The organism is Nonomuraea diastatica (assembly GCF_004349015.1).
Taxonomy (GTDB): domain Bacteria; phylum Actinomycetota; class Actinomycetes; order Streptosporangiales; family Streptosporangiaceae; genus Nonomuraea; species Nonomuraea diastatica.
In genome coordinates, this window is record NZ_SMKP01000039.1 from 36,085 (window position 1) to 61,960 (window position 25,876).

Consider the following 25,876-nt stretch of genomic DNA (forward strand, 5'->3'; position numbering starts at 1 on the left):
GACCACCTAGATTCCGTAGCGCCGGTTGAAGAACAGCATGACGTCGAGCGCCATCCGCGTGTCGCCCCCGAGCATGTCCAGCAGGGCAGGACGCTGGCGGGAGGCGATGGCGGCGAAGGCGTCGGCGAAGAACTCCTTGCGTCCCAGCCCGCCTCCCTGGCGGTGGAACGTCGAGGCCAGCACCGGCATGGCCGTCTCGTAGAGCCGCACGAACTCGGGCGAGTCCGAGACCCACTCGCCGTGCGCCGAGTCGACGTCGTCGATGGCGTGGCCGACCTCGTGCATCATCACGTCAGGAGTGGGCGAGGGGCGATCGCCCACCACGATCTTGCGGTCTCCGTACGCGCCCGCGCAGATGTCCCAGGTCGCGCGGCCCGACGGTAAGGGGGCGCCGCGTAAGTAGCCCATGTCGTCGAGGTCGGGCACGCCTCCCCCGCCGACGTAGATGCCTTCGAGACCGGCCGCGAGCTTCTCCTTGAGCCCGTCGGGCAGCCGGGCCAGGCTCTCCACCGCGTGGACGACCTCGGGGGACGGCGGCCCTCTCCGGACGTCCCACTGGCGGTGCAGGATCTGCTCCAGCCTGCCGCAGTGGCGTAAACCGTCGCCCATCGAGGGCACGTCGGGCCGGTTCGGCTGCGCCCTGGGCGGCTCGTCGCCGAGCTCGAAGTCGTACCAGGTGTAGCGGGGGCGCTCGGCAACGGCGGCGGGCAGCCGCGCGCGGCGCTCGCGCACCGTGAAGGCGTCCCACGTCACCTGGCGTTCGCGACGGCCCGGTGGTGCCCCCGCCTCGCCGCCCGGCCAGGCCCCGTGCTCCGGCTGCTCGGCCCCCGGCCAGTGTCTGCGGTCCGGCGGCTCGCCGCCCGGCCATGGCCTGCGGTCCGGCGGGCCAGCTCCCGGCCACGGCTTGCGTTCCGGCTGGTCCACGCCGGGCCAGCCCGACCGCTCCTGGCGGCCGCCGAGCTTGCCGCTGCCCGCCGGACGCCGGCGGTCCGTGCCCTCGCGTCCTCTGGCCGCCGCGCGAGCCTCCCTGCGCCTCTCGCGGGCGTTGGACCAGAACGAGCGATCGGAGTCGGCCGGCGCCTCACCGCGCCGGGAGAAGAGGTAGGAGCCGCGCCGCCACCAACGGCCGCGTCGATGCCGGCCCTTGTCGTGAGAAAAGGCCATCGCACCTCTCAACGCCGTGAAGCCCATGCAGACCGGCACATCGGGTTCCACCGTACGACGTCGATCTTCTCCTAGTAACCCGAAATGGGACATCAAGCGGCACGATCACGCTGAGGATGGCTTACAGTTCGGGCATGGCAGGTGTTCTAATCGGCCTTGGGCTGCTCGCCTTCTGGCTCTTCTCCCTCTTCGACGTGGTGACCACGCCGGAAGACGAAGTAAGGAACGTACCAAAAGCGCTCTGGATCCTGATAGTCGCGCTGATCCCGCTGCTCGGCGGCCTGGTGTGGATGGCCCGTGGCCGTCCGCGGGCCCCGCGGGCGGCATGGCCCGTCCCCCCGGGCCCCGGCACGCCGAAGGGACCGGACGACGACCCCGACTTCCTCCGTGACCTAGAGCGCCGCATGCGTGGAGACGACGTCAGCTAGTCCACGTCGGCGTAGCTGTGCAGGCCCTCGAAGAAGATGTTGACCCCGATCAGGTTGAACAGGAGGCAACCGAACGCCACCAGCTGCACGATCGTCGCCGACCTCCCCCGCCAACCGGCCGTCACCCTGGCATGCAGGTAGGCGGCGTAGGCGACCCACGTGATGAACGACCACACCTCCTTGGGGTCCCAGCCCCAGTAGCGACCCCACGCGCGGTCGGCCCAGAGAGCGCCCGCGATGACGGCGAACGTCCACACCGGGAAAGCGAACACGATCGCCCGGTGCGCCACCCGCTCCAGGTCGGCGCGGGCCGGCAGACGCGAAAGCCCGTCGCCGCGCAGCAGGTAGAGCACACCTGACACACCCGCGATGGTGAACAGACCGCTGGCGACGATCGCGGCGGTGACGTGGATGGCGATCCAGTACGAGTCGAGCGCCGGCACCACCGGCCCTGCCGTGGTGTAGAAGGCCTTCACCGCGAGGCCGAGACCGAGCGCGACGGTGACCATGACGAAGGAGCCGAGGAAGCGCACGTTGGCGCGCAGCTGGGTGACCAAGAACGCGGTCACGGCGGCGAAGCAGATGGCCACCACGAACTCGTACATGTTGCCCCAGGGCCACCGGTCGGCGGCCAGGCCGCGGGTGGCGATGGCGCCGAGGTTGGCAGCCCAGCCGAGCCAGGCGAGCGCCAGGGCGGCTGTCCCGGCCCTGGCCGCGACCCTGGACGGCGGCGCGCCGTCGCCTCCGGTCGCCGCGGCGACGTCTCCTCCTGACCCGGGCGCCGTCGCGTCGCCGCCCGCGTCCACGTGGTCGCCTGGGAGCCCCGTGACCGCGTCGCGGCCCGGCGCCCCGTCGCCGCTCCGGTCGGCAACCCTGTCGTTGGCGGGGGCGCCGACCGTGACCGGCTTCTTGGCGGCGAGCGGGCCGGCCGGGGACCGCGCGGCCACGCCGGGACGGGCCCGGCCGAAGGCGAGCTCGATCGCGAACCCGATCATGGCGACGACATAGAGCAGGACGGCGGCGACGACGGAAAGGTCGCTCAGCTCGGCGAGTTGCTCAGCGGACATCCTTTTCTCCTGCTGATAGATCCTTGACGATGTCGGCGAACTCCTCGGTGAAGCCCGCCGCGGAGCCCTCTGTGCGGGTCAGGCCGCCCACCTCGACCCTGCCATCCTCGATCCTGACGAACACCCTGCGCCGCCTGATCATCAGCGACAGGGCGATGGCGACGACGGCGGTGCCGCCCGCCACCAGCGCGGGAACGCGGCCGGGGTCGTAGGCCGTCTGGAGCGTGATCCACTCCTTGACTCCGGTGAACTCGATCTTGCCCACGCCGCCCGGCAGGTCGACCGACTGGCCCACGGCCAGCGGCTTGGGCGTGTCGGAGGCCATGAGCAGCGGCTTGAGCTTCTTCATCACCTCGGGCGGCGCCAGCTCGTAGACCGACTGCGGCCGGCCCGAACGCACGCCCAGGTCGCCGGAGAAGGCCCCGAGCACCTGCACCTCGGGGTTGAGCTCGCCGGGGAAGGCGGAGGCGTGGCTGCCGTCGGTCAGCGGCACGCTGGTGGGCAGGAACCGCAGCAGGAAACCCAGCTGCTCCGGCTGCGCGTCGGGCGCCTTGACCACGCATCCCGAGGTCATCGTGGCCTTGTCCTCGATGAGGCACGGGACGGGCCCTTCGAAGGCCACCTGGCCCTTGCCGTCGGTCACCTTGAAGACGGGGGCGTAGCCGTTGCCGATCAGGTAGGTCTGGGTGCCGCCGACGTCGAGGGGCTCGTTGACCTTGAGCTCGTAGCCGCGGGCGGGCGCCTCGGGCGAGTCGTTGACCTCCAGGCGGGCCGAGTAGTCGAGCACCTGGCCCTTCCTTTCGCCCGTGACCTGGTAGGAGACCTTGAAGTCGGCCAGCTGGAAGGAGAACGGCTCCAGCGACTCGGCCGACACCTGGCTGCCGGGCATGAACCGGTCGTAGGCGGCCACGGTGTTGGCGAACCCGTCGCCCTCGACGACCAGGACGTTGCCCCGGTAGCCGAAAAGCGATCCTGCGCCGATCGCGACCAGGATGCCGAGCAGGGCGACGTGGAAGAACAGGTTGCCGGTCTCGCGCAGGTAGCCCTTCTCCGCCGACACCCAGCCGTCGCCGGTGGCGACGCGGAAACGCATCCTGCGCAGCCGCCGTGCGGCCTGCTCGACCGTGAGGTCGCCGTCGAACGTGGCGGAGTGGGGCAGCCTGGACGGCCGTTTCGGCGCGGCGGGCGGCTTGCGGCGCAGCTCGCGCAGGTAGGTCGCGGTGCGCGGGACGATGCAGCCGATGAGCGAGGTGAACAACAACAGGTAGACGGCGGCGAACCAGGTCGAGGTGAACACCTCGAAGAGCTGGAACCTGTCGTACCACTCGGCCAGGGCCGGGTTCTGCTCGTAGAGGGCGGCCACCTTGTCGGGCTCGACGCCGCGCTGCGGCACCACCGAGCCGGGCACGCTGCCGAGGGCCAGCAGGAACAGCAGGATCAGCGCCGTCCGCATCGAGGTGAGGGTGCGCCATCCCCAGCGCAGCCAGCCCACGGGCCCGAACCCGGCCGGTTTGGGCGAGCGCGGCTTCTCCAGCTCCTGGACACTCATCAGATCACCGGCTCGAAGGCGCCGATCAGACCCTGCATGGCCGCGATCAACTCTCCCCAGAGCCCGGTCACGAGCAGCACGCCGACGGCCACCATCATGCCGCCGCCGATTCTGGTGATCAGGCGCGAGTGCTTGCGGATGGCACGGAACGTACGCAGGGCCTTGCTGTAGGCGAGCGCCGCCCCCACGAACGGCAGCCCGAGCCCGAGTGCGTACGCGACCGCGAGCAGCGCCCCGCGCCCCGCGCTGCCCTCGTTGAGCCCGAGCGCCAGCACGACGGCCAGCGTGGGCCCGATGCACGGGGTCCACCCGAGCCCGAACACCACCCCGAGCAGCGGCGCGCCCGCCAGCCCCGCGGACGGCAGCCGGTGGATGCGCACGTCGCGCATCAGGCCGGGAATGACGCCCAGGAACGCCAGCCCGAGCAGGATGGTGAGCACGCCGAGCACCCGCGTGATGATCTCGGCGTTGCCGAGCATGACCGACCCGAGCCCGCCGAACAGCGCCCCGCTGAGCACGAAGACCAGCCCGAACCCGGCCACGAACAGGACCGTGCCGAGCACCAGCCGCCCCCGTCTGGGGTCGGCGCTCATGCCGGTCACGTAGGACAGGTAGCCGGGCACCAGCGGCAACACGCACGGCGACAGGAACGACACCACCCCGGCGAGCACCGCGATCGGCACGGCGAGCAGCAGCGAGCCCGAGGCGACGACGTCATTCATCGCGCACCTTGGTCACCGCGTTGAGCAGGTCGGTGTATTTCACTGCGCCCAGCGCCCTGGCCGCGATCCGGCCCTGCTCGTCGATGATCAGCGTGGACGGGATGGCGGCCGGCGGCACCGTGCCCTGGAAGGCCAGCGCGACCTTGCCGGGCTGGTCGAAGATGTGGGGGTAGCCGGTCTTCTCGGTGCGCTCGAACGCCAGCGCGTCGGCCTGGCGGTCCTTGAAGTCGACGCCGAGGAACTCGACCCCGCTGTCCCTGGTCTTGGCGGCGACCTCCTTGAGCACGGGCGCTTCGGCCCGGCACGGGCCACACCACGAGGCCCAGAAGTTGAGCACCACGACCTTGCCCTTGTGCGCGGCGAGCGATGCGGTGCCCCCGTCGAGGGTGGGGCCCTCGATCGCGGGCGCCGGCTTGCGCTCGCCCGCCTCGAACACCTGCATCTTCCCGTCGCCCGCGACGAAACGGGTGTCACCCGCCTGCGGCTGGCCGCTCTGGTTGCCCGCGCAGCCGGCGACCATCGCAGCCAGGAGAACGAGAAAGACGGACTTGGTGCGCACGGAGGAAGATCTCCTTGTACTACAACCGGTAGAGCTTGCAACTCTACCGGCGACGCCGTCCGCCCCGGACATCGGGGAGCGCCTCAGGCCCCGGGGACGGAAGGGCCGGGGTCGAGCGAACCGGCCGGCTCGCTGTAGCCCACGCTGACCAGACGGTTCCCGTCGAACGTGAACGTGGTGATGCTGGCCAGCGCGCACTGCCTGCGCCGGGGATCGTGCCAGAGCCTGCGCCGCTCGGCCGCCATCCTGATCGCCCAGATGGGGAGCTGATGGCTGACGAGCACCGTCTCGTGCCCGCGCGCCGCCGCTCTGGCGTCGTCGATCATCGAGCGCATGCGCTGGACGATGGCCGGATAGGACTCGCCCCATGACGGGCGGAGCGGATTCCAGAAATAGCGGTAGTTGCGCGGGTTGCGCAGCAGCGCCAGGCCGGGCCCCGCCGTACGGCCCTCCAGCAGGTTGCCGGCCTCGATCAGCCGCACGTCCTGTGTGATCTCGAGGCCGAGCTTGTCGGCGAGCGGCGCCGCGGTCTCCATCGCCCGTTCGAGCGGCGAGCTGTAGACGGCGACGATGTCACGGCCGCCGACCGCCTTGGCGACCGTCTCAGCCATGAGCCGGCCGGTCTCCGACAGGTGGTAGCCGGGCAGCCTGCCGTAGAGAATGCCTTTGGGGTTGTGCACCTCACCGTGGCGCAGAAGGTGGACGACGGTCATTTCAGCCATGGTGTGGCACAGCCTATCCGCTCGGCCGCGCCGAGCCACGCGCCAGGCCACGCGCCGGGCCACTGGACCGGTCTTCGCCGGGTGTTCACGCGCCGGTAAAGTCGCCTCCTGAGGGGAGGCGCCGGGTTGAGTCCATGGGCACTCGTCCTCATTCTGGTCGCGGCCGTCGCCCACGCCTCGTGGAACGTGCTCAGCAAGAAGGCATCCCAGGCCGACGGCCTCGTCTTCGTCTGGCTCGTCGCCGTCACGGCCGCGGTCGTGTGGGCGCCGCTGTTCGCCGGGTTCCTGATCGTCACGGCCACCCTTCCGACATGGCAGGACCTCGCCGTGATCGGCGGCAGCATGGCCCTGCACCTCGGCTACTTCGTGCTGCTCCAGCGGGGATACGGCACCGCGGACCTGTCGGTCGTCTACCCGGTCGCGCGCGGCACCGGGCCGATGCTGGCCAGCCTGGCAGCCGTGTTGTTCCTCGGCGAGCGGCCGTCGCCGGCCGGTGTGGCGGGGATCGTGCTGGTCGGGGTCGGCGTGTTCATGCTCAGCGGCGGCCAGGCGAGGGCCGGGCTCAAGGCGGTGGCGCCCGGGATGGCCGCGGGGGTGTTCATCGCTGGTTACACGGTGTGGGACTCGCAGGTGGTGACCGCGTTCGCGGTGGCGCCGCTGATGCTCAACTATCTCGGCGAGGCCGCACGTGCCCTCGTGCTCGCGCCCGTCGTGCTCGGCACACGGCGGAAGCTGGTGTTGCCCGTGTGGCGCGAGCACCGGTTCCGGGTGGTGGGGACGGCGGTGCTGATCTTCGTGTCGTACATGCTGGTGTTGTTCGCCTTCACGATGGCGCCGGTGAGCGTGGTGGCGCCGGCCCGGGAGGTCAGCGTGCTGATCGGGGTCCTGCTCGGCGGGCGGCTGCTGGCCGAGGGCGACCTGCGGCGCAGGCTGCTGGCGGCGGGCGTGATCGTCGGCGGCATCGTGGCCGTCACGCTCAGCTGACCGCCCAGGCGTTCTCCTGCGTCCTGCTCGCCTCGGCGAGCGCCTCGACCATGGCCCTGATCGCGGGGCGGCGGGCGGCGTCGGAGCGCCAGATCGCGTAGATGCGGCGTGACTGGCGCGGCCTGAGAGGGACGAGGCGCACGCCGTCGGGCACGCAGTCCCGGCCGAGCCGCGGCACGATCGCGCAGCCGAGTCCGGCGGCCACGAGCGCGAGCTGGGTCGGATATTCCTCGGCCATGCAGGCGATCACCGGCTCGATCGACGCGCTGCGCAGCGTGAAGACCAGCCAGTCGTGGCAGACGGTGCCGGGCGAGCCGCTGATCCACCGCTCGCCGTGCAGCTGGGCCAGCTCCAGCTCCTTCGCGCCCGCCAGCGGGTGGCCGGCGGGGATCGCGACGTCGGCGATGTCGTCGAGCAGCGTGGCCCTGGACAGGCCGTCGGGGATGGCCATGGGCCTGTTGAGCCAGTCCTGGATCACGCCCAGGTCGAGCTCGCCCCTGGCCACGTCGCGCACGACGCGCTCCGGTTCGCGCTCGTACAGCTGCACCCACAGGTCGGGGTGGCGCTTCCTGAGCGCGACGAGGGCGGCGGGCATGAGGCCGCGCGAGGCGGTGGGGAAGGCGGCGGCGTTCAGCCGGCCGACGACTTCGCCGCGCAGCGCCTCGAAGTCGGCCTCCGCGGTCTCGACCAGGGCGAGGATGCGCTCGGCGTGCTCGGCGAGCAGGCCGGCCGCGTCCGTCAGCCGCACGCCGCGCCCGTTGCGCTCCATGAGCTTGGCGCCGGTCTCCCGCTCCAGCTTGGCGATCTGCTGGGACACCGCCGACGGGGTCACCATCAGCGCGTCGGCGGCGGCTCCGACCGACCCGTAGACGTGCACAGCGTGAAGAGCCTTGAGCCGGTTCAAGTCCAACATGTAAGTCAGTCTAAATGGTTTAGCGTAGAAAGTCTCGCTTGTCGTTGAATGTGTAGCAGATGAAAATAGATGCATGAGAATTATCAAGCTGAAGAGGCAGCGCCCCGACACCGTGTCGTACCTCAAGGTCCTCGCCGAGCAGGCTCGCGAGCAGCGCATCCGCTACCAGAAGCCTGCTCGCTGAGTGAGCCCCCGCCATCTCGCCCGCGCCGCCGGCCTGGGCGGGTGCTCAAGGTCGCGCCCGCTGCGCGGCGGCCATCGGCGTGTCGGGCCCGATCGGGGCCTTCGCGCGCTGCGCGGTGGCCCGCCTAGGCAGCGGCCGCGGCCGCCTTCGCCGCCGCCGGGAGCGCGTCGGCGACGCGGTTGAGCGCCTCGTCGTCGTGCGAGGCCGACAGGAACCACGCTTCGTACGCCGACGGCGGCAGGTAGACGCCCTGCTCCAGCATCGCGTGGAAGAACGCGGTGAACGCGGCGGTGTCCTGCGTCTTGGCCTCCTCGAAGCTCGTGACCTCCGACTCCGTGAAGAAGATCGAGAACAGGCTGCCCGCCCGCTGCAGCCGGTGCGGCACCCCCGCCGCGCCGAGTGCCTCGGAGGCCGCACCGCCCACCTGGGAGGCCGCGGCGTCCACGCGCGCGTAGGCGTCGTCGTCGAGCGCCCGGAGCGTGGCCAGCCCCGCCGCGCAGGCCAGCGGATTTCCGGACAACGTGCCCGCCTGATAGACGGGGCCTTCAGGAGCCAGGTGGGCCATGACGTCGGCCCGGCCGCCGAACGCCGCCGCCGGCAGCCCGCCGCCCATGACCTTGCCGAACGTCATCAGGTCGGCGTCGACAGGGTCAAGGCCGTACCAGCCGGAGCGCGAGACCCTGAAGCCCGTCAGCACCTCGTCGACGACGAGCAGCGCGCCGTGGGCGGTGCACAGCTCACGCAGCCGCGCGTTGAAGCCGTCGCGCGGCGGGACCACCCCCATGTTCGCCGGGCACGCCTCGGTGATCACGCACGCGACGTCGCCGGCGGCGAACGCCTGCTCGACGGCCTCGACCGAGTTGTACGGCAACACGATCGTGTCGGCCGCCGCCGCCCCCGTCACACCCGGCGTGTCCGGCAGCCCGAACGTCGCCACCCCCGACCCGGCAGCGGCCAGCAGCGCGTCGACGTGCCCGTGGTAGCACCCGGCGAACTTGATCACTTTGGACCGCCCGGTGAAGCCGCGCGCCAGCCGCACGGCGCTCATCGTCGCCTCGGTGCCGGAGCTGACCAGGCGCACCTTCTCGACCGGCGCCACCCTGCCGACGATCTCCTCCGCCAGCTCGACCTCGCCGGGCGTGGCGGTGCCGTAGGAGAAGCCGCGGGAGGCCGCCTCGGACACGGCCTCGACGACCGCGGGATGGCGGTGGCCGAGGATCATCGGGCCCCAGGAACAGACCAGGTCGACGTAGCGATTGCCGTCGACGTCGGTGAGGTAGGGGCCCTGCGCCGAGGCCATGAAGCGGGGCGTGCCGCCCACCGCGCCGAACGCGCGCACCGGAGAGTTGACGCCCCCGGGCACGAGCCGGCGGGCGCGGGCGAACAGGTCCTCGGAGTTCTGTGTACGGCTCACCCGACCCAGGTTATCCGTGCCTCCCGTCGCCTCTCCTCGCGGGACGACATCGCCATAGTGGCAATGTATGCCATCCATAAGGCTTGGCGAGTTCGACGAGGCGGCGCAGGCCCGCCGCGCGGCGAAGGCGGCTTGGAAACAGGCCATCACCTGATGTCCTACCTCGTCCACACTTCAGCGCTGTGGTATCTCCTGCGGAACACTGATGCGCTGGAAAAGTGGGCCGCCAGGGTCACCACGCAACCGCTCCGGATCTGCGACCCACAAGAACGGAGTTCCTCTATTCGGCCACGGGCACCGCCCATAGAGACCAACTGGAAGAGGAACTCAACACGCTCTGCGAGTTCGCGCCGGTCCCGAAGACCGCCTGGCGTTGGGTGGAGAACGCACAGTACAAACTCACCCAGAAGGGACAGCACCGCTCTGCCGGAGCCATCGATCTGCTGTTGTGCGCCACCGCCGTGCACCATGGGCTCACGGTGCTGCACGTCGACGACGACTTCGCCACGGTGGCGGAGGTCATGACCGAGGTCGACCAGCGTGACATACGCCGGTCGTGACTCAGTCGGCCAGCCACTCCAGGATGCGCAGCGGGTCGGGCAGGGGCAGGCCGTCGGGTGGCCGCAGCCAGGAGACCGGCTGGCCGGCCGGCAGGGTGGAGGGCGGCGCGACGACGTAGCTGTCACGGCAGTGCCAGCGCAGCCCAGGCGTGTCGTCGATCGTGGCGGGGTCGCAGTCGAGGTGGCACGACCACCACTCGTCCTCGTCCTCCGGGTTGCCCCGCGTGGCCACGTAAAACAAGACCCGGTCGCCTTTGGCGGCGACCGGGCCTGAGTGCGCTCCGGCGTTGTCGATGCGGGTGAGGGCGGACAGTCCGATCGCGAGCGGCACGTCGAAGACGTCGAACACGCGTCCGGTGGGAAGAATCACATTGGCTTCCGGCTCGGCCTGCCACCAGCGCGTGAGCAGCGCCGGGTCGGTCGTGGCCTGCAGGTGCCAGGCGGGCGACAGCGGATGGGCGCCGGGGTCGGGACAGCCGAGGCGGTCACACGAACACGCGCGCGGCCCCTGACGCAGCGGGAACGCCCCTGGCACCACGGGCCAGCCCATCGCGGCGTATTCGAGCACGAGATCGATGCGTGTCGGGCGCGACCGTTTTCTGGTACGCCGAGCCAGTGGTACCCCCACCATTGGTGTCTCCCGTCGAGTCCAGCGCCTGAGGAGGTCCCGGCTCCGGGCCGTACGCACACGCGGGACACACCGGCACTTGGTTGCCTGACGAGAACCTGCTCATCAGCGCGCCTGGTCGAGGCCGTAGCGGCAGCCATGCAACAACTTTCTCGTCTGCTCGCACTCTAACGCACGCGCCTCACGCGTTGACGGGAACCCCTCGGTTAGAGACGCCGCGCCACTTCGGTGGCCCAGTAGGTGAGGATCAGGTCGGCCCCCGCACGCTTGATCGCGACCAGCGACTCCATGATCATCCGGTCGCGGTCGACCCAGCCGTTGGCCGAGGCGGCCTCGATCATGGCGTATTCGCCGCTCACCTGGTAGGCCGCCACGGGCACGTCGGCCTCGTCGCGGAAGCGGGTGATGACGTCGAGGTAGGCCATCGCCGGCTTGACCATGACCGCGTCGGCGCCCTCGGCGAGGTCGAGGCGGAGCTCGCGCAGCGCCTCCTCCAGCGGGCCCGCGGGATCCTGCTGGTGGGTGCCGCGGTCGCCGAACTGCGGCGCGCACTCGGCGGCGTCGCGGAACGGCCCGAAGAAGGCCGAGGCGTATTTGGCGGTGTAAGCCAGGATCGGGACGTTGCCGTGGCCGGCGCCGTCGAGCGCCGCCCGGATCGCCCCCACCTGGCCGTCCATCATCCCGCTCGGCGCCACCATCTGCGACCCGGCCGCCGCCTGGGCGACAGCGATCGAGGCGTACCGCTCCAGGGTGGCGTCGTTGTCGACGTCACCCGAGGAGGTGAGGATGCCGCAGTGCCCGTTGTCGGTGAACTCGTCGAGGCACGTGTCGGCCATCACCACGACGGAGTCGCCGACCTCGGCGTTCACCTCGCGCAGCGCGACCTGCAGGATGCCGTCGGGGTCGTCGGCGGCCGAGCCGCGCGCGTCTTTCACGGCCGGGATGCCGAACAATATCAGCCCGCCCACACCGGCCTGCGCGGCCTCGTTGGCGGCCTTGCGCAGCGAGTCGCGGGTGTGCTGGACCACGCCCGGCATCGAGGCCACGGGCTGCGGCTCGGTGATGCCCTCCTTGACGAACGCGGGCAGGATCAGGTCGGCGGGGTGCAGCCTGGTGCCGGCCACCATGCGCCGCAGGGCGGGGCTCCTGCGCAGCCTGCGCGGACGGGCGACGGGGAATCGCGCGCTCATCTGGCTCTCCTCCTGGCGCCCCGGCGGTTCTGCGAGGGCCGGCGCGGGGTGTCACCCGCGGCCACGGCCGCCTGGCGCTGCTTGGCTCCGAACTCGGCCAACGCGGTGGCCAAGGCGGACGCGGACGGTTTGCCGGCCATGACGTCGACCCGGAGCCCGAACTCCTCGGCGGTCTTGGCCGTCTGCGGCCCGATGACCGCGATCACGGTGACGTTGTGCGGCTTGCCCGCGATGCCGACGAGGTTGCGCACGGTGGACGACGACGTGAAGAGCACGGCGTCGAAGCCGCCGCCCTTGATGGCCTCGCGGATGGGCGCGGGCGGCGGCGCGGCCCGCACGGTGCGGTAGGCGGTGACGTCGTCGCACTCCCAGCCCAGCTCGGTGAGCCCGGCCACGAGCGTGTCGGTGGAGATGTCGGCCCTCGGCAGCAGCACGCGGTTGATCGGGTCGAGCATCGAGTCATAGGGCGGCCACTCGGCCACCAGCCCCTCGGACGACTGCTCGCCCGACGGCAGCAGGTCGGGCTTGACCCCGAAATCGACCAGGGCCCGCGCGGTCGCGTCGCCCACCGCGGCCACCTTGAGCCCGGCGAACGCGCGCGCGTCGAGGCCGTATTCCTCGAACTTCTCGCGCACGGCCTTGACCGCGTTGGCGCTGGTGAAGGCCACCCATTCGTAGCGGCCGGTGACCAGGCCCTTGATCGCGCGGTCCATCTGCTGCGGGGTGCGGGGCGGCTCGACCGAGATGGTCGGCACCTCCTCGGGGACCGCGCCGTACGAGATGAGCTGCTCCGACAGGCTGCGGGACTGCTCCTTCGTGCGCGGCACCAGCACCCGCCACCCGAACAGCGGCTTGGTCTCGAACCACGACAGCTTGTCGCGCGCCTCCACGGCGTCGCCGACCACGATGAGGGCCGGCTCCGTGAACCCGGCGTGCTTGAGGTCGGCGTGGAGCCGGCCGAGCGAGGACACCACGGTGTATTGCTCGGTGGTGGTGCCGCCGCTGGTGACCGCGACGGGGGTGGTGTCGGGCTTGCCGCCGGCGATGAGCGCCTTGCCGATGGCCACGGCGTCGCCGATGCCGTGGTAGATCACCAGTGTGCCGCGGCAGGCTGCGTGGACGGCCCAGTCCTGGTCATGTGCCGCGTCGACGACCCTGAACTCCGGCACCTCGGTGGCCGCCGGGATGCCGGCGTAGTCGAGCACGGCGGTCGCGGGCGGCACGCCGGGCACGATCTCGAAGTCCACCCTCGCCGCGGCGCAGGCCGCGACCTCCTCGGCGATCGAGGAGAACAGCGTCGGGTCGCCCTCGCACAGGCGGACCACGACCTCCCCGCGCGCGGCCCGTTTGACGGCGACCTGGAGGTCGCCCTCGACGACCTCGACGCCTTCGCGGCAGTGCCGCAGCAGCGGGCCGTACGTTTCCGTGTCGAGCACCACCACGCCGGCCTTACCGAGCAACTCGGCGGCGCGGAGCGTGAGCAGCTTGGGATCGCCGGGTCCCGCGCCCACGAACGCGACGAGACCGGCGGTTGGACTATCGGAGCTCAATGGGACTGCTCCCCCATCAATCTGTCGGCCCCTGCGGAGATCATCTCGGTCGCCAGGAGGCGGCCCAGGTTAGCAGCCTCCGAAGGAGAGCCGGCGGCGGACTTGCGGACCGCCTCGCGGCCGTCGATCGAGACGACCACGGCGGTCAGGTTCAGAGTGTGCCCGTCATCGGCCGCGAACGCACCCACCGGTGCGGAGCATCCGGCCTCGAGTGCGTTGAGCACGGCGCGCTCGGCCGTCACAGCGGAGCGGGTGCGCGGGTCGTCGAGCACGCCCAGGAATTCGACCAGGTCGGCGCGGTCGGCGCGGCACTCCACCGCCAGCGCACCCTGCCCGGGCGCGGGCAGCAGCTCCTCGACCTCGAAGATCTGCGCGACCTCCGCGTCACGGCCGATCCTGGTCAGGCCGGCGGAGGCGAGCACGACCGCGTCGAGCTCGCCGGAGGTGACCTTGCCGATGCGCGTGTCGGCGTTGCCGCGGATCGGGACGTATTCGAGGTCGGGCCGCAGCGCGCTCAGCATGGCGACCCGGCGCGGGGAACCGGTGCCGACCCTGGCTCCGGGGACGAGGTCGGCGAACTTGCGCGGCCCGACCAGCGCGTCGCGATGGTCGTGGCGGGCGGGGATCGCGGCCAGCGTGAAGCGGGGGTCCTGGGTGGTGGGCAGGTCCTTCAGCGAGTGGACGGCGAAGTCGACCTCGTCGTCGATCAGCTTGTCGCGCAGCGCGCTGACGAACACGCCCGTGCCGCCGAGCTGCGCGAGGTGGGCCTTGGTCACGTCGCCGAACGTCGTGATGCCGACCAGCTCGATCGCGCGGCCGGTGCGCTGCATGTAGGCGTCGGCCACCATCTGGGACTGCGTGGTCGCCATGAGGCTGCGGCGGGTGCCCAACCGCAGGGCGTGCGGGAGCGGTGTCACAACTCCACCTCCCTCACGGCCTCGGGCATCTTCGGATCCAGGTCGAACAGCTCGCGCAGCGCCTCGGCATAATGATCGCCTCCTGGGCAGGTGGCGAGCCGCTTGACACGCACGGTCGGCTCGTGGAGCAGCTTGTCGACGACCCGCTGCACGGTCATGGTGACCTCGTCGCGCGCCCGCTCGTCGAGGTCGGGCACACGCATCAGGAGACGGCCGAGCTCCGACTCGACGACGTCGGCCGCCTTGCTGCGCAGCGCCACCACGGTCGGCGTGACCTTTGAGGCCCGCTCGGCGTCGAGGTAGGCCCGCAGTTCCTCGGCGACGAGGGCGCGTACGGACGCGACCGCGTCGCCCTCACGCGCGCCGATGCCGGAGTCCTGGATCGTCTCCAGGTCGACCAGCGTGACACCGGGCACGGCGCGTACGGCGGGGTCGATGTCGTGCGGCAGTGCCAGGTCGAGCAGGAAGACGGGCCGGGTCAGCATGCCGGGCGTGATGACGTGGCGGCCCGCGCCGGTGCAGGTGATGACGAGGTCGGCGCCGGCCAGCTCGTCGGCCACGGCGGAGAACTCGACCGCCCGGCCGCCGACGGACTCGGCCAGCCGGGCGCCGCGGTCGTAGGTGCGGTTGGCCACGACGATGTCGGTGACCCCGGCCCGCGCCAGCGTGGCGGCGGCCAGCGAGCTCATGGAGCCCGCGCCGACCACCAGCGCCCGCCGCCCGGCCAGGTCGCCGGCCAGCGTGAGGCCCGCGGTGACGAGGGAGGCGCCGGCCTGGTCGATGCCGGTCTCGTGGTGGGCCCGCTTGCCGACCCGCAGCGCCTGCTGGACCAGCTCGTTGAGGGTGGCGCCGACGGTGCCGCGGCGCTGCGCCAGCTTGAGGGAGCGGCGGACCTGGCCGAGGATCTGGCCCTCGCCGACGACCATGGAGTCGAGGCCGCACACCACGGAGAACAGGTGCTCGACGGCCCGCTCTTCGTAGTGCACGTAGAGGTGTGGCGTGAGCTCCTCGACGGGGACGCCCGAGTGCACGCCCAGCAGGCGGCTGACGGCGGTGACGGCCGCGTGGAAGCGGTCGACCGTGACGTAGACCTCGACCCGGTTGCAGGTCGAGACGACCATGGCCTCCGCCACGCAGGGATCGTCCTGCACGTCGTGCAGGAGCTTGGCGAGCGCGTCACCCGTCACCGAGACGCGCTCGAGCAGGGCCACCGGCGCCGTCCGGTGGCTGAGTCCGATAGCCAGAACACTCATTGACCGTCCACCGCCATGAGTGGCCCCCCAGCCTTGCGTTGCTCGTGGAACGCGAGAATCTGCAGTTCGATTGATAGGTCGACTTTACGGACATCGACGCCATCCGGGACCGAAAGCACAACTGGGGCGAAGTTCAGGATGCTGGTCACTCCCACGGCTATCACGCGATCACACACCTTCTGCGCCGCCGCCGCCGGCGTCGCCAGCACCACGATCGAAACTCCACGCCGAACGATCACGGCTTCCAGGTCGTCGATGTGCTCCACATTCAATCCCGCGATGGTGTCGCCCACGACTTCGGGGTCGGCATCGACGAGCGCCGCGACCCGGAAGCCCCTGGAGACGAAGCCGCCGTAGTTGGCCAGCGCACGCCCGAGATTGCCGACCCCCACGATGGCGACCGCCCAGTCTTGCGTCAGGCCGAGCTCGCGCGAGATCTGGTAGACGAGGTATTCGACTTCATAGCCTACGCCACGCGTGCCGTACGAACCGAGATGTGACAAATCCTTGCGGAGCTTCGCGGAGTTGACCCCGGCGGCCCCGGCCAGATCCTCCGAGCTGACGGTCGCGATGCCCCGCTCGGCCATCCCGTGCAGCGCCCGCAGGTACAACGGAAGCCTGGCGACCGTCGCCTCGGGAATGCCGCGATCACGGGGTTGGGACGGGCTCTTCACGTGCCGGAGCTCCAGGGAACAGGCGGCTTGGGGACCGCGGTGAACGGAATCGATCCGTCTTTCAGGTTAATCCCTTTGTGAACCGATGCACAAAGTCGCGGGCGTGGAGTGGCGGACGTCTCGCATACCGTTGACCTCATGCATCGCATCACCTTGCTCGGCAAGCCCGGCTGTCACCTGTGTGACGACGCGCGTGAGGTCATCGCCAGAGTGGCCGGCGAGCTCGGCGTGCCGTGGGAGGAGGTCAGCATCGACTCCTCCGAGGAGCTCAGGGAGAAATACTGGGAGATGATCCCGGTCACGCTGATCGACGGCGTGCAACACGACTTCTGGCGGGTCGACGAGGCCCGCCTGCGCGCCGCGCTGAGCGCCTAGAACATCACCGTCGGCAGCGGCACCACCTTGGCGGCGTTGACGTTGAGCTCGATGACGTTGGTGGCCAGCACCATCGTCTGCCGCTCGTTGATGAACCTCTCGACGTGCGGCTGGCGCTGGTGGTCGCGGTAGGCGATCTCGTCGCGATAGAGCTCGTAGACGATGCGCTGCAGGGGCGCCGACTTGACCGCGTGGCAGGCGTAGACGAGCGTGTCGGGCTCGCCGCGGCGCACGGCCTCGACGGTGGCCTCGGCCAGCCTGTCGAACGCGTCGCCCGCGCCGTCCATGATCGTGAAGACGGTGAGCAGGCCGTAGATGTTGGGCGAGGGTTTGCCGCCGGCCTGCTGCTGCGCCGGGGTGAACACGTCGGCGCCGGGAAAGACCGATCCCGTGCCCGGCATGGCGAAGTCGGGCCGCTGGGACGACGCGTCCGCGGGCGGGGCGCCGTTCATGATGTAGCCGGTCGAGGGCCCGGCGTCGGGCGGCGGCGCCATGCGGGCGGCGTAGTCGACCTCCTGGTCGCCCGCACGATATTCGGCCACCAGATCGCCCAGCCCCGACGATCTGCGCGGCGGGTCGGCGGCGGGCACACTCTCCGGCCTGCCCGGGTGGCCCGGCTGTTCGTCGCGGAACATCGGGCGCTCCCCTGGCGGGATCGGGGGCGCCGGCCGTTCCTCGTGGTGCTGCGCCCGTGCGTCGCGGCGCTGAGAGCGATCGTCGCCGCGCGGTGGGCGCTCGTCGTGCTCGGGGCCGAAGTCGTCCTCGTCGTCCTCGTACGGCGCCAGGGGCCGCAGCACGGTGTACCAGACGGCCGCCGCGGCGACGGCGAGCAGCGCCGTGGTGAACACCGCGGGCACCGCGAACCGCATCGCGCCCACGAGCGCCAGCCCCGACGGGACGATGACGGCCGAGGCGTGCAGGTTGTCGGTGTCGTACTCGTCGCCGTTGCGCCACTTGAGCCCGGCGACCACGAGCATCCCCAGCATCACCAGCGCGTCGATGACGTGCACGCCGGTCAGCAGGGAGCTGGGGATGATCGCCCAGACGGCCGAGCCCGACGGCAGCGCCTTGCCCATTTGCTCGACGCGGAGCGGGTCGAAGATCATGATCGCGACGGAGACGACGGTGAGCGCGATGCCGAACAACCACGCCAGGAATCTCGGCGGCGCCTTCTCCGCCAGCAGCTGCACCATGCCGACGGCCAGCCAGAGCGGGGCCAGCAACGACCCCGTCACCTGGTAGATCCGGAATGTGACGCTGCCGAACCCGAAGAAGGAGCCGATGGCGATCACGCCCAGTGACAGCGCGAGCGCCGCCACCGCGACGGTCCAGGCGATCAACCACCCGTCCGGCTCGTCCCGCAGGCGTTGGATCAGGGCGCCCGCCGCGAACGCGGCCAGGAGCGCACCGGCAAGGGCTATGACAGCAACAAGGATCTCCATGGTGACTCCAATGCTGCCGGACTATGCCTCCCAGCCGGTAGCCGTAGACGAAACGTGCCAGCTCGGGCCACCCTCGGGGGCCACGGGCAGCGAGGTGCGCGCCGCAGGCGGCGGGGGTTCGCGATAACACGGTATCTTCCGATTACGCCTAGTCATGCCAGCATGCTGTGGATTGTGGAATTTCCGGTTGATTTCTAGAGTGTTCGAGCAGCCGCACCCCTTACCCCCAGGGATACCGGATGCCTGACTCGTCGCCGTTCGCCGGGCTGCTTGCGCCAGCAGGCGCCGCGCCTGCCCTGACGGGCGAGCTCGCCGTGCGCGAAGAAGTGCCCGATGACATACGTACGCTGGTGCTTCATGCCAAGAGCGGCTGCACGGAGTCGTTTGGCACGCTCTACGACCGCTACGTGGACCTCGTCTACCGCTACATCTATTTCCGGGTGGGCTCCCACCCCCTCGCCGAGGATCTGACCAGCGAGACCTTCCTGCGCGCGCTGCGCAGGATCGCCGACTTCACCTGGCAGGGCCGCGACTTCGGCGCCTGGCTCGTGACCATCGCGCGAAACCTCGTGACCGACCATTTCAAGTCCGGTCGCTACCGGCTCGAGGTGCCGACGGGAGAAGTGATCGATGTCCCGCTCGACGGCTCGCACATTCCGGAGAACGCCGTGGTCACGGCCATCATCAACGACCGGATGCTGCGTGCCGTCCGGGATCTCAATCCCGAACAACAAGAATGCGTGGTCCTGCGCTTCCTGCACGGCCTGTCGCTCGCGGAGACCGCGTTGATCATGGGAAAGAAGAGCGGAGCGATCAAAGCGCTGCAGTTTCGGGCCGTTCGGGCGCTGGCCAGGGCACTCAAGCACGACCTGGCGTAACCTCCACCATCCACACCTCGTTAGGCAGATGTCACAGCAGGATCCGTAAGGGAGCCGTCATGGGTAGGGCACGCGAACGGCGGGAGCGCGTGCTCGAGCATCTCACGGACCTGCCCAGGCTGCCTCTCGGCGGCGCCCCCGACCCGGCCTTCCGCGACCGGCTCCGCGCCGAACTGGTCTCTGGGCCGATCTCTGGGCCGATCTCTGGGCCGGTCACCGGCGAACTCCTGCCCGAGAGGCCGGCCCTCCCCAGGCACGCCCACCGCCGGCCCGCGCACCCGAGGCCCCTGCTGTCGCAGCTGGCCGCCTTCGGGCTGTCGGCGGCCATGATGGTCGCGTCCTTCGCCACGTACCAGGCGGTCCCCGGCGACTCCCTCTACCCGCTCAAGCGTGCCGCGGAGAGCGCTCTCGTCGGGCTCAGCACCAACGAGGCCGCGCGCGGCGAGCGCGAGCTCCGCTCGGCCAAGGCCCGCGCGGAAGAGGTCGCCAGCCTGCTCGGCTCGTCCAACGGCGGTCCGCTGGTCGGCAAGACGCTGAAGGACATGGAGGAATCGACGCGCGCCGGGATCAGCAGGCTCAGACGGGCCGAACCGCGCTCTCCGAAGATCAAAAAATTCGCCCGCCACCAGAAGGAGGTCGTCGGGCCGATGTTACGGCAGCTCAAGCGGGACCAGCTGGCCCAGGCCGAGGGTTACCTCGACTACATCGAGGGTCTGGTCGCCCCCGGGTAGGTCGATAAGCTGAAGCGCATGTGGCGGCTAATGCGACGACGACACGAAACGGAGCCCCAGGCCGCCGGCGAGGCCGCGGCACAGGCGGCGGTCACCGTCGCGCCGGTCGAGCCCGACCTCCAGTCGGCGGCCTTCTTCGACGTCGACAACACGATGATGCGCGGCGCCTCGATCTACCACTTCGCGCGCGGGCTGGCCACCCGAGGGTTGTTCACCACGTCCGACCTGTTCAAGTTCGCGGTGGGGCAGGCGGTGTTCCGGCTGCGCGGCAACGAGAACCCCGAGCACATCGCGGTGGCCAGGGAGACCGCGCTCGCGTTCGTCGCCGGCGCCAAGGTCGACGACGTCGTACGCCTCGGAGAGGAGATCTACGACGAGGTCATGGCCGACCGCATCTGGGGCGGCACGCGGGCGCTCGCGCAGAGCCACCTCGACGCGGGCCAGCGGGTCTGGCTGGTCACCGCCACCCCCGTCGAGCTGGCCAGGGTCATCGCGCAACGGCTCGGGCTGACGGGCGCGCTCGGCACGGTCGCCGAGTCCAGCAACGGCGTCTACACCGGGCGCCTGGTCGGCGACCTGCTCCACGGTCCCGCCAAGGCGGAGGCGGTCAGGGCGCTGGCGCGCAGGGAGGGGCTCGACCTGACCCAGTGCACGGCCTACAGCGACTCGGCCAACGACCTGCCGATGTTGTCCCTGGTGGGGCGGGCCGTGGCGATCAACCCGGACAGCGAGCTGCGCGAATACGCCAAGAAACACGACTGGCCGATCAGGGACTTCAGGACCGGCCGCAAGGCCACGCTGACGGCGCTGCCCATCGCCGCGGGCGTGGGCGCCGTGGCGGGCGGCGTCGCCGCGGGCATCGCCCTGCGCAGGCACTACCGCACGCAGGGCTGACGCCCGCCGCCGGTCGTGCCTGCCGAGCGCGGCGAGCGCGGCGAGGCCGGCAGGACGGCACGGGCCGCCACGCGGCCGCGTGGCGCGCGTGGGCGGTCGGGGCGGCGGCGAGCCCGATGCCTCGGAGGGCGCAGCGCCGGAAGAAGAGGACTAGAGAAAGGGCGGAAAAGCCGGCCCGCGCCGCAGCCGCAGCTCGTTGAGCAACTGCTGGATGACCTCGCGCACGTGGTCGGTGAGGTTGAACACCAGCATGGGATCGTCGGCCGCCGACGGCTCATAGTGGTCGGTGCGGATCGGCTCGCCGAACTCGATCATCCACTTCGACGGCAGCGGCACCAGGCCGAGCGGCCCGAGCAGCGGGAAGAACGGCGTGATGGGCAGGTAGGGCAGGCCGAGCAGCCGGGCCAGGAACTTCAGGTCGCCGAGTTTGGGATAGATCTCCTCGGCCCCGACGATCGCGGTGGGCACGATCGGCGCCCCGGCGCGGATGGCCGAGGCCACGAAGCCGCCGCGGCCGAACCGCTGCAGTTTGTAACGCTGGGAGAACGGCTTGCCGACGCCCTTGAACCCCTCGGGGAACACGCCGACCAGCTCGCCCTTGCGCAGCAGCCGGTCGGCGTCCTCGCGGCAGGCCAGCGTGTGGCCCGTCTTGCGGGACAGATGGCTGAGCAGCGGCAGCTGGTAGACCAGGTCGGCGCCGAGCAGCCGCAGCGCCCTGCCCGCCTCGTCGTGCAGGGCGACCTGCAACATCAGCGCGTCGACCGGCAGCGTGCCGGAGTGGTTGGCGACGACGAGCGCGCCGCCCTCCTCCGGGATGTTGTTCAGCTCGGCCGTCTCCACCCTGAACCAGTGGTGGTAGAGGGGCCTGATCAGCTCGAGGACGACCTTGTCGGTCAGCTCGGCGTCGTAGCCGAACTCGTCGACGTCGTAGTCGCCGCTGACGCGCCTGCGCAGGAAGGCCAGGAGCTTCGCCAGGGGCTCGGGCTCGTCGGTGTAGGACGGCGCCGCGCTGATGGGGATGACGCGGGCGTCCTCGTCGGGAACGCTCAACTTCGCGCACCTCCGAACGGACGCAGCCGGCGCGAGCGCAGGAAGTCGTCGAAGGCCGCCGCGGTCGTGAACTTGGGTCTCCACCCGAGCTCGCCCTGCAGCCTGGAGGTGTCGACCGCCCGGCCGTGGCTCATCAGCCTGAGCTGCTCGGGCGAGTATTCGACCAGGCCGAGCCCGCGCGCGGCGCTGCCGAGCATCGTGAAGGCGGGCGCGGGCAGCGGCAGCGACGGGCGTCCCGCCCTTCTCGTGCACTGCGACAGGAGCAGCACGCCCACCCCGGCCACGTTGAACGTGCCGGGGTGATCCTCTGTCGCCATCCGTCGCAGCACCTCGACCGCGTCGTCCTCGTGGACGAACTGCAGCCGGGGGTCGAAGCCGAGCACGGTCGGCAACACCGATTGGGTGAAGTAGCGCGTCAACGGCGAGTCGACGCCGGGACCCATGAAGTTGGCGAAGCGCAGCAGCGACACCGTCACGTCAGGACGGCGCCGCGCGAAACCCCGCACGTAGCCCTCGACCTCGACCGCGTCTTTGGCATAGCCGTGGCTGGGGCCGTCGTGCGGCTCCAGGTCCTCGGTGAACACCGCAGGATCGCGCGGCGACGAGCCGTAGACGGCGGTGGTGGAGCGGACCACCACGCGCCGCACGGTCGCCGACCGCTGGCAGGCACCGAGCAGTTGCATGGTGCCGATGACGTTGTGCTCTTTCATGGCGGCCCTGCCGCCGCTCCTTGACGGAGCGCTGACCAGGCTCATATGCACAACGGTGCCGATGTCCGCGGCCGCGATCACCTGGGCGATGTCGGGGCTGCGCAGATCCACCCGGACGAACTCCGTCCGTCCGAGCGAGATGCCACCGTCTCGCGTCAGCGAGGGGGGCGGCACGGTGTCCACTCCGATGACGCGGCTGATGTCCGGGTCGGCAGCGAGGACGCTCGCCACCCGGGCGCCTATGTGGCGCGAGACCCCGGTGACGAGCACGGTGTGGGTCATCAGCGCCTCGCAGCTGCGTCGGGTTTACTTCTTGTTGCGCCGCTGGATGCGCGTCTTCTTGAGCAGCTTGCGGTGCTTCTTCTTCGCCATCCGCTTACGGCGCTTCTTGATCACAGAGCCCACGGGACCCCCAGGTCGTGACTAAGTCTGAACGGAGTGCGAGCGCACACCGGCTCACAGACTACCGGCGATCGGCGGTAGATCGCCCATTGGGGGGTGAGCACCCGGTCGCGTCTAGGGCGACCGGGCCTCTCCCGCGACAGCACTCACGACATGGTCGTCCACGTCGCTACGCTAACCTGCCTCGATGTAGGCCTCCCGCAGATAGTCGTGTACCGCCTGCTCAGGCACCCTGAACGACCGGCCGACTCGGATGGCCGGCAGCTCGCCAGAGTGGACGAGCCGGTACACCGTCATCTTGGACACCCTCATGACCGTGGCCACTTCAGCAACGGTCAGGAACTTCACCTCACTGAGAGGTCTTTCGCCTGCACCCATCGGACGCCTCTTCCGCACGTGTTTACGGGTTATCCCCACTGGTGCCATTGCTCACGCACGTGTACTGCCGTCAGCGTAAGTCGGGACTCCGAGTGCGCAAACCCCCTATTTTCTCAGTCGACGGAGCCACCTGTCAGCTGAACCAGCAAAGTCGCTGGCCAGCAGCCGGGTCGAGCACCTCACCCGGACGTTGGAACTGTCCAAGTTGCCACACATAAGAGTCGCCGGAGCGCCGCCAAAAGTTGGCAAAGGGACGGCGAGCCTCTTGGAATGCAGGCGCGAAAAGACGGTATGGGGATGACCGAATTAGACGTGAAGGGCTCGTGAGACCAGAGTGACGAGCCGCTCGGTCACCGGAGCGTAATACCGCGGTAGCACATTGTCGTCAAGTGGCACTACTACGTCAATCTTCCCTTCAGCCTCACCGACGAACAACCCCGGGTCATTGCTGTCGGCGAATCCCACAGTGGACGCACCTGCCTCTCCCGCCGCTCCTGCCCAGCCGTGGTCGGCGATAACCAGGTCGGGCAGCTCGCCGTCGAGCTCGGAGAGCATGTGGCGCATCGGCTCGGCGTCGTGGGTGTGGACGAACCCGCCCTTGTCGTCGAGCATCGCTACCCCCTGCAGATAGCGGATCTGCCGCGGCCGGGCGAACCCCGACCCGGAGTACGTCCAGCCCTCTCCAGGAGTCAGCAGCCGCGCGCCGCGCTCGGCGCAGAGCCGGGCCAGTGGCAGGTGGATGGCGAGCAGGCCGGTCGGATGCCCGGTGGCGAACAACACGGACGGGCCGGGCCGCGACAACACGGCGGCGACGCGCTCGGCCATGGCGTCGACCGCGTCGATCGTCAGGTCGGGGTCGATGGTGTCCTGGCCCCAGCGGTGCGACGGGTCGGAGACCACGCCGGCGGACTTCGCCATCAGCGCCAGGATGTCGCGGTAGGACCACGGCTGGTCGAACGTGAGCCCCAGCATGTAGTAGGGGTCGCCGTTGGCCAGGGAACTGTAGTGGTCGAGGTTGTTCTCGCGGGGGGTCGCGACATCGCCGGCGATGCGGCTCTGGACAAGGTGCTCTCGGAGTTCGTCGCGGCTCAGCACTGCTTACTTCCTCGTCAGGGCAGGGGGTCGAGCCCGTGCAGGGGGAAGACCGCGTTTCGGGTCGCCATGATCGCACGGTCAATGGGGTCAGATGGGTCATAACCACCGGAAAGGTCATGAAATTCCGGATGGCGACCGTCGGTCATGGTCAGCGGCGCCGTCTCGCCGGTGCGATCGCGTACGAACTGGCGCCACTCGGCGCCAGTCGGCGTGGCCGGATCGACCGGGTGGCCCGCCAGCTCCGCGATGAGGTGCGTCCACGCCCGCGGCACCACCTGCACCAGCTCGTAACCGCCGCCGCCCGTCGCGATCCACCGGCCGCCCGCCGTCTCGTGAGCCAGGCGGTGCAGGGCGGCGTAGGCGGTGCGCTGGCCGTCGAGGCTGAGCATCAGGTTGGCCAGCGGGTCGAGCGCGTGGCTGTCGCAGCCGTGCTGCGTCACCAGGATCTCCGGCCCGAACTCGCGCAGCAGCGGCGGCACGACCGCGTCGAAGGCCCGCAGCCAGCCGGGGTCGCCGCAACCGGCGGGGAGCGCCACGTTGACGGCGGTGCCGTCGGCCCCGGTCTCGCCGGGGAACCCGGTGCCGGGGAACAACGTGCGCGGGCTCTCGTGCAAACTGATCGTCAGGACCCTCGGGTCGTCGTAGAACGCGGCCTGCACGCCGTCGCCGTGGTGCACGTCCACGTCGACGTACGCGATGCGGCTCGCGCCCTGGCGCAGCAGCCACGCGATCGCCAGCGCGGGATCGTTGTAGACGCAGAACCCGCTGGCCGTGGCGGGCATCGCGTGATGCAGCCCGCCCGCGATGTTGACGGCGTGCTCGGCCGAGCCCTCCCAGACCGCGCGGGCGGCGGCCAGCGAGGCGCCGGCGATCAGCGCGGAGGCGTCGTGCACTCCTTTGAACGCGGGGTTGTCGGTCGTGCCGAGCCCGGCGCCGAGGTCGGGCCGGCCGTCGGCGGACACGCGCCTGACGGCCTCGATGTAGTCGTGCTCGTGGACCATGGCCAGCTCGTCGTCGGTAGCGGGCACGCATCCGGCCAGCTCGACCTTGTCGAGGACGCCGAGCTCGCGGGCGAGCGCCATGGTCAGCTCGACCCGCACGGGGGCGAGTGGATGGCCAGGGCCGAAGTCGTAGGAGGTGAGAGCGTCGTCCCAGATCACCTGTGTCGACCGGCTCATGCCACCCCTCCGCGATCGCCCTGTCCCGCCGACGTTACCGCAGCGCAGACACCGCGTTGTAGCCCGGGTTCATCCGGTGGACATCTCCCCGCGACCTCGCCGATTTGTGGCCTAGTGTCTTAGCGTGCGCTCAGCGCGAGCCTTAGAGGTCGCGCGGATTGGTGAGGATCATCGGGGTCGAGGGGGACGTGTCTCCCAGCGGTGAGTGATCCATGCGCGGCGGATGAGGTTACGGACGATGATGATGGTGTCAGCCAGGTCGAAG

General features: G+C 70.4%; 28 protein-coding genes. 7 read left to right on the top strand and 21 right to left on the bottom strand.

Features of this window, described 5'->3' with window-relative positions; all coding sequences use genetic code 11:
• Positions 1-6 precede the first annotated feature (6 nt).
• Entirely contained in the window at positions 7-1,164 is a 1,158-nt protein-coding gene (locus E1294_RS16025; protein ID WP_132509282.1) for a hypothetical protein, read from the bottom strand.
• Positions 1,165-1,298: 134 nt separating this feature from the next.
• On the opposite strand from E1294_RS16025, the gene E1294_RS16030 reads away from it, so the two are divergent.
• Positions 1,299-1,592 (top strand): PLD nuclease N-terminal domain-containing protein, encoded by a 294-nt coding sequence (locus E1294_RS16030; protein ID WP_132509284.1) that lies wholly within the window; start codon positions 1,299-1,301, stop codon positions 1,590-1,592.
• On the opposite strand, the gene ccsA is transcribed toward E1294_RS16030, so the two are convergent.
• The 5 genes from ccsA to E1294_RS16055 all read right to left on the bottom strand — a co-directional run bounded on the left by ccsA (position 1,589) and on the right by E1294_RS16055 (position 6,211).
• Complete coding sequence (gene ccsA, locus E1294_RS16035; RefSeq protein ID WP_132509286.1) at positions 1,589-2,659, bottom strand: cytochrome c biogenesis protein CcsA; 1,071 nt, start codon at positions 2,657-2,659, stop codon at positions 1,589-1,591. The two genes, E1294_RS16030 and ccsA, sit on opposite strands and share 4 nt — an antisense overlap.
• A complete protein-coding gene (gene resB / locus E1294_RS16040) occupies positions 2,649-4,208 on the bottom strand; it encodes a cytochrome c biogenesis protein ResB (protein WP_132509288.1) in 1,560 nt (519 codons plus the stop codon). The genes ccsA and resB overlap by 11 nt, the downstream gene beginning before the upstream one ends.
• Positions 4,208-4,930 (bottom strand): cytochrome c biogenesis CcdA family protein, encoded by a 723-nt coding sequence (locus E1294_RS16045; protein ID WP_132509290.1) that lies wholly within the window; start codon positions 4,928-4,930, stop codon positions 4,208-4,210. The genes resB and E1294_RS16045 overlap by 1 nt, the downstream gene beginning before the upstream one ends.
• Positions 4,923-5,489, bottom strand: coding sequence for a TlpA family protein disulfide reductase (locus E1294_RS16050; protein ID WP_246083047.1), 567 nt, complete (start codon positions 5,487-5,489; stop codon positions 4,923-4,925). Before E1294_RS16050 ends, E1294_RS16045 begins: the two co-directional genes overlap by 8 nt.
• A gap of 83 nt (positions 5,490-5,572) precedes the next feature.
• Positions 5,573-6,211, bottom strand: a complete 639-nt coding sequence (locus E1294_RS16055) for a histidine phosphatase family protein (RefSeq protein ID WP_132509294.1) — start codon at positions 6,209-6,211, stop codon at positions 5,573-5,575.
• Between the two features lie 126 nt (positions 6,212-6,337).
• On the opposite strand from E1294_RS16055, the gene E1294_RS16060 reads away from it, so the two are divergent.
• On the top strand, positions 6,338-7,195 hold the full coding sequence (locus E1294_RS16060) for a DMT family transporter (protein ID WP_165977317.1): 858 nt from the start codon (positions 6,338-6,340) through the stop codon (positions 7,193-7,195).
• On the opposite strand, the gene E1294_RS16065 is transcribed toward E1294_RS16060, so the two are convergent.
• Both E1294_RS16065 and hemL read right to left on the bottom strand, forming a co-directional pair.
• Entirely contained in the window at positions 7,188-8,108 is a 921-nt protein-coding gene (locus E1294_RS16065) for a LysR family transcriptional regulator (RefSeq protein WP_132509298.1), read from the bottom strand. The two genes, E1294_RS16060 and E1294_RS16065, sit on opposite strands and share 8 nt — an antisense overlap.
• 308 nt (positions 8,109-8,416) lie before the next feature.
• The gene (gene hemL, locus E1294_RS16070; RefSeq protein WP_132509300.1) at positions 8,417-9,706 is read right to left on the bottom strand and encodes a glutamate-1-semialdehyde 2,1-aminomutase; all 1,290 of its coding nucleotides are present in this window, start codon (positions 9,704-9,706) and stop codon (positions 8,417-8,419) included.
• A gap of 218 nt (positions 9,707-9,924) precedes the next feature.
• On the opposite strand from hemL, the gene E1294_RS16075 reads away from it, so the two are divergent.
• Complete coding sequence (locus E1294_RS16075; RefSeq protein WP_220447770.1) at positions 9,925-10,266, top strand: PIN domain-containing protein; 342 nt, start codon at positions 9,925-9,927, stop codon at positions 10,264-10,266.
• A gap of 1 nt (position 10,267) precedes the next feature.
• Here E1294_RS16075 and E1294_RS16080 read toward each other — a convergent pair whose 3' ends face one another.
• The 6 genes from E1294_RS16080 to E1294_RS16105 all read right to left on the bottom strand — a co-directional run bounded on the left by E1294_RS16080 (position 10,268) and on the right by E1294_RS16105 (position 16,478).
• Positions 10,268-10,897 carry a bifunctional DNA primase/polymerase gene (locus E1294_RS16080; protein ID WP_132509302.1) on the bottom strand — a complete coding sequence of 210 codons (630 nt, stop codon included), beginning with the start codon at positions 10,895-10,897 and terminating at the stop codon, positions 10,268-10,270.
• Positions 10,898-11,100: 203 nt separating this feature from the next.
• Positions 11,101-12,084 (bottom strand): porphobilinogen synthase, encoded by a 984-nt coding sequence (gene hemB, locus E1294_RS16085; RefSeq protein ID WP_132509304.1) that lies wholly within the window; start codon positions 12,082-12,084, stop codon positions 11,101-11,103.
• Positions 12,081-13,595: a bifunctional uroporphyrinogen-III C-methyltransferase/uroporphyrinogen-III synthase gene (locus E1294_RS16090; RefSeq protein ID WP_132509306.1), complete on the bottom strand. Its 1,515-nt coding sequence runs from the start codon at positions 13,593-13,595 to the stop codon at positions 12,081-12,083. The genes hemB and E1294_RS16090 overlap by 4 nt, the downstream gene beginning before the upstream one ends.
• Before the next feature lie 35 nt (positions 13,596-13,630).
• On the bottom strand, positions 13,631-14,551 hold the full coding sequence (gene hemC / locus E1294_RS16095) for a hydroxymethylbilane synthase (RefSeq protein ID WP_132509308.1): 921 nt from the start codon (positions 14,549-14,551) through the stop codon (positions 13,631-13,633).
• The gene (locus tag E1294_RS16100; protein ID WP_132509310.1) at positions 14,548-15,804 is read right to left on the bottom strand and encodes a glutamyl-tRNA reductase; all 1,257 of its coding nucleotides are present in this window, start codon (positions 15,802-15,804) and stop codon (positions 14,548-14,550) included. Before E1294_RS16100 ends, hemC begins: the two co-directional genes overlap by 4 nt.
• Positions 15,801-16,478: a redox-sensing transcriptional repressor Rex gene (locus E1294_RS16105; RefSeq protein WP_132509312.1), complete on the bottom strand. Its 678-nt coding sequence runs from the start codon at positions 16,476-16,478 to the stop codon at positions 15,801-15,803. The genes E1294_RS16100 and E1294_RS16105 overlap by 4 nt, the downstream gene beginning before the upstream one ends.
• A gap of 138 nt (positions 16,479-16,616) precedes the next feature.
• On the opposite strand from E1294_RS16105, the gene E1294_RS16110 reads away from it, so the two are divergent.
• Complete coding sequence (locus tag E1294_RS16110) at positions 16,617-16,853, top strand: glutaredoxin family protein (protein WP_132509314.1); 237 nt, start codon at positions 16,617-16,619, stop codon at positions 16,851-16,853.
• Here the strand turns inward: E1294_RS16110 and E1294_RS16115 are convergent.
• Positions 16,850-18,295, bottom strand: coding sequence for an antibiotic biosynthesis monooxygenase (locus E1294_RS16115; protein ID WP_132509316.1), 1,446 nt, complete (start codon positions 18,293-18,295; stop codon positions 16,850-16,852). The two genes, E1294_RS16110 and E1294_RS16115, sit on opposite strands and share 4 nt — an antisense overlap.
• Before the next feature lie 239 nt (positions 18,296-18,534).
• Between E1294_RS16115 and E1294_RS16120 the strand changes: the two genes are divergently transcribed.
• The 3 genes from E1294_RS16120 to E1294_RS16130 are packed head-to-tail and all read left to right on the top strand — an operon-like array spanning position 18,535 to position 20,798.
• The gene (locus tag E1294_RS16120) at positions 18,535-19,173 is read left to right on the top strand and encodes a sigma-70 family RNA polymerase sigma factor (protein WP_132509318.1); all 639 of its coding nucleotides are present in this window, start codon (positions 18,535-18,537) and stop codon (positions 19,171-19,173) included.
• Between the two features lie 59 nt (positions 19,174-19,232).
• Positions 19,233-19,904 carry a DUF5667 domain-containing protein gene (locus E1294_RS16125; protein ID WP_132509320.1) on the top strand — a complete coding sequence of 224 codons (672 nt, stop codon included), beginning with the start codon at positions 19,233-19,235 and terminating at the stop codon, positions 19,902-19,904.
• Positions 19,905-19,934: 30 nt separating this feature from the next.
• On the top strand, positions 19,935-20,798 hold the full coding sequence (locus E1294_RS16130) for an HAD family hydrolase (RefSeq protein WP_246083048.1): 864 nt from the start codon (positions 19,935-19,937) through the stop codon (positions 20,796-20,798).
• 150 nt (positions 20,799-20,948) lie between these two features.
• Here E1294_RS16130 and E1294_RS16135 read toward each other — a convergent pair whose 3' ends face one another.
• The 6 genes from E1294_RS16135 to E1294_RS16160 all read right to left on the bottom strand — a co-directional run bounded on the left by E1294_RS16135 (position 20,949) and on the right by E1294_RS16160 (position 25,611).
• The gene (locus E1294_RS16135) at positions 20,949-21,848 is read right to left on the bottom strand and encodes a lysophospholipid acyltransferase family protein (protein ID WP_132509324.1); all 900 of its coding nucleotides are present in this window, start codon (positions 21,846-21,848) and stop codon (positions 20,949-20,951) included.
• Entirely contained in the window at positions 21,845-22,840 is a 996-nt protein-coding gene (locus E1294_RS16140) for an NAD-dependent epimerase/dehydratase family protein (protein ID WP_132509326.1), read from the bottom strand. The genes E1294_RS16135 and E1294_RS16140 overlap by 4 nt, the downstream gene beginning before the upstream one ends.
• Positions 22,841-22,864: 24 nt before the next feature.
• Positions 22,865-22,963, bottom strand: coding sequence for a 30S ribosomal protein bS22 (locus tag E1294_RS16145; RefSeq protein ID WP_018654693.1), 99 nt, complete (start codon positions 22,961-22,963; stop codon positions 22,865-22,867).
• A 171-nt stretch (positions 22,964-23,134) separates the two neighbouring features.
• Entirely contained in the window at positions 23,135-23,338 is a 204-nt protein-coding gene (locus tag E1294_RS16150; protein ID WP_026214222.1) for a helix-turn-helix domain-containing protein, read from the bottom strand.
• Between the two features lie 306 nt (positions 23,339-23,644).
• On the bottom strand, positions 23,645-24,433 hold the full coding sequence (locus E1294_RS16155; protein ID WP_132509328.1) for a phosphatase: 789 nt from the start codon (positions 24,431-24,433) through the stop codon (positions 23,645-23,647).
• Positions 24,434-24,447: 14 nt separating this feature from the next.
• Positions 24,448-25,611, bottom strand: coding sequence for an acetoin utilization protein AcuC (locus tag E1294_RS16160; RefSeq protein WP_246083049.1), 1,164 nt, complete (start codon positions 25,609-25,611; stop codon positions 24,448-24,450).
• Between the last annotated feature and the right edge of the window lie 265 nt (positions 25,612-25,876).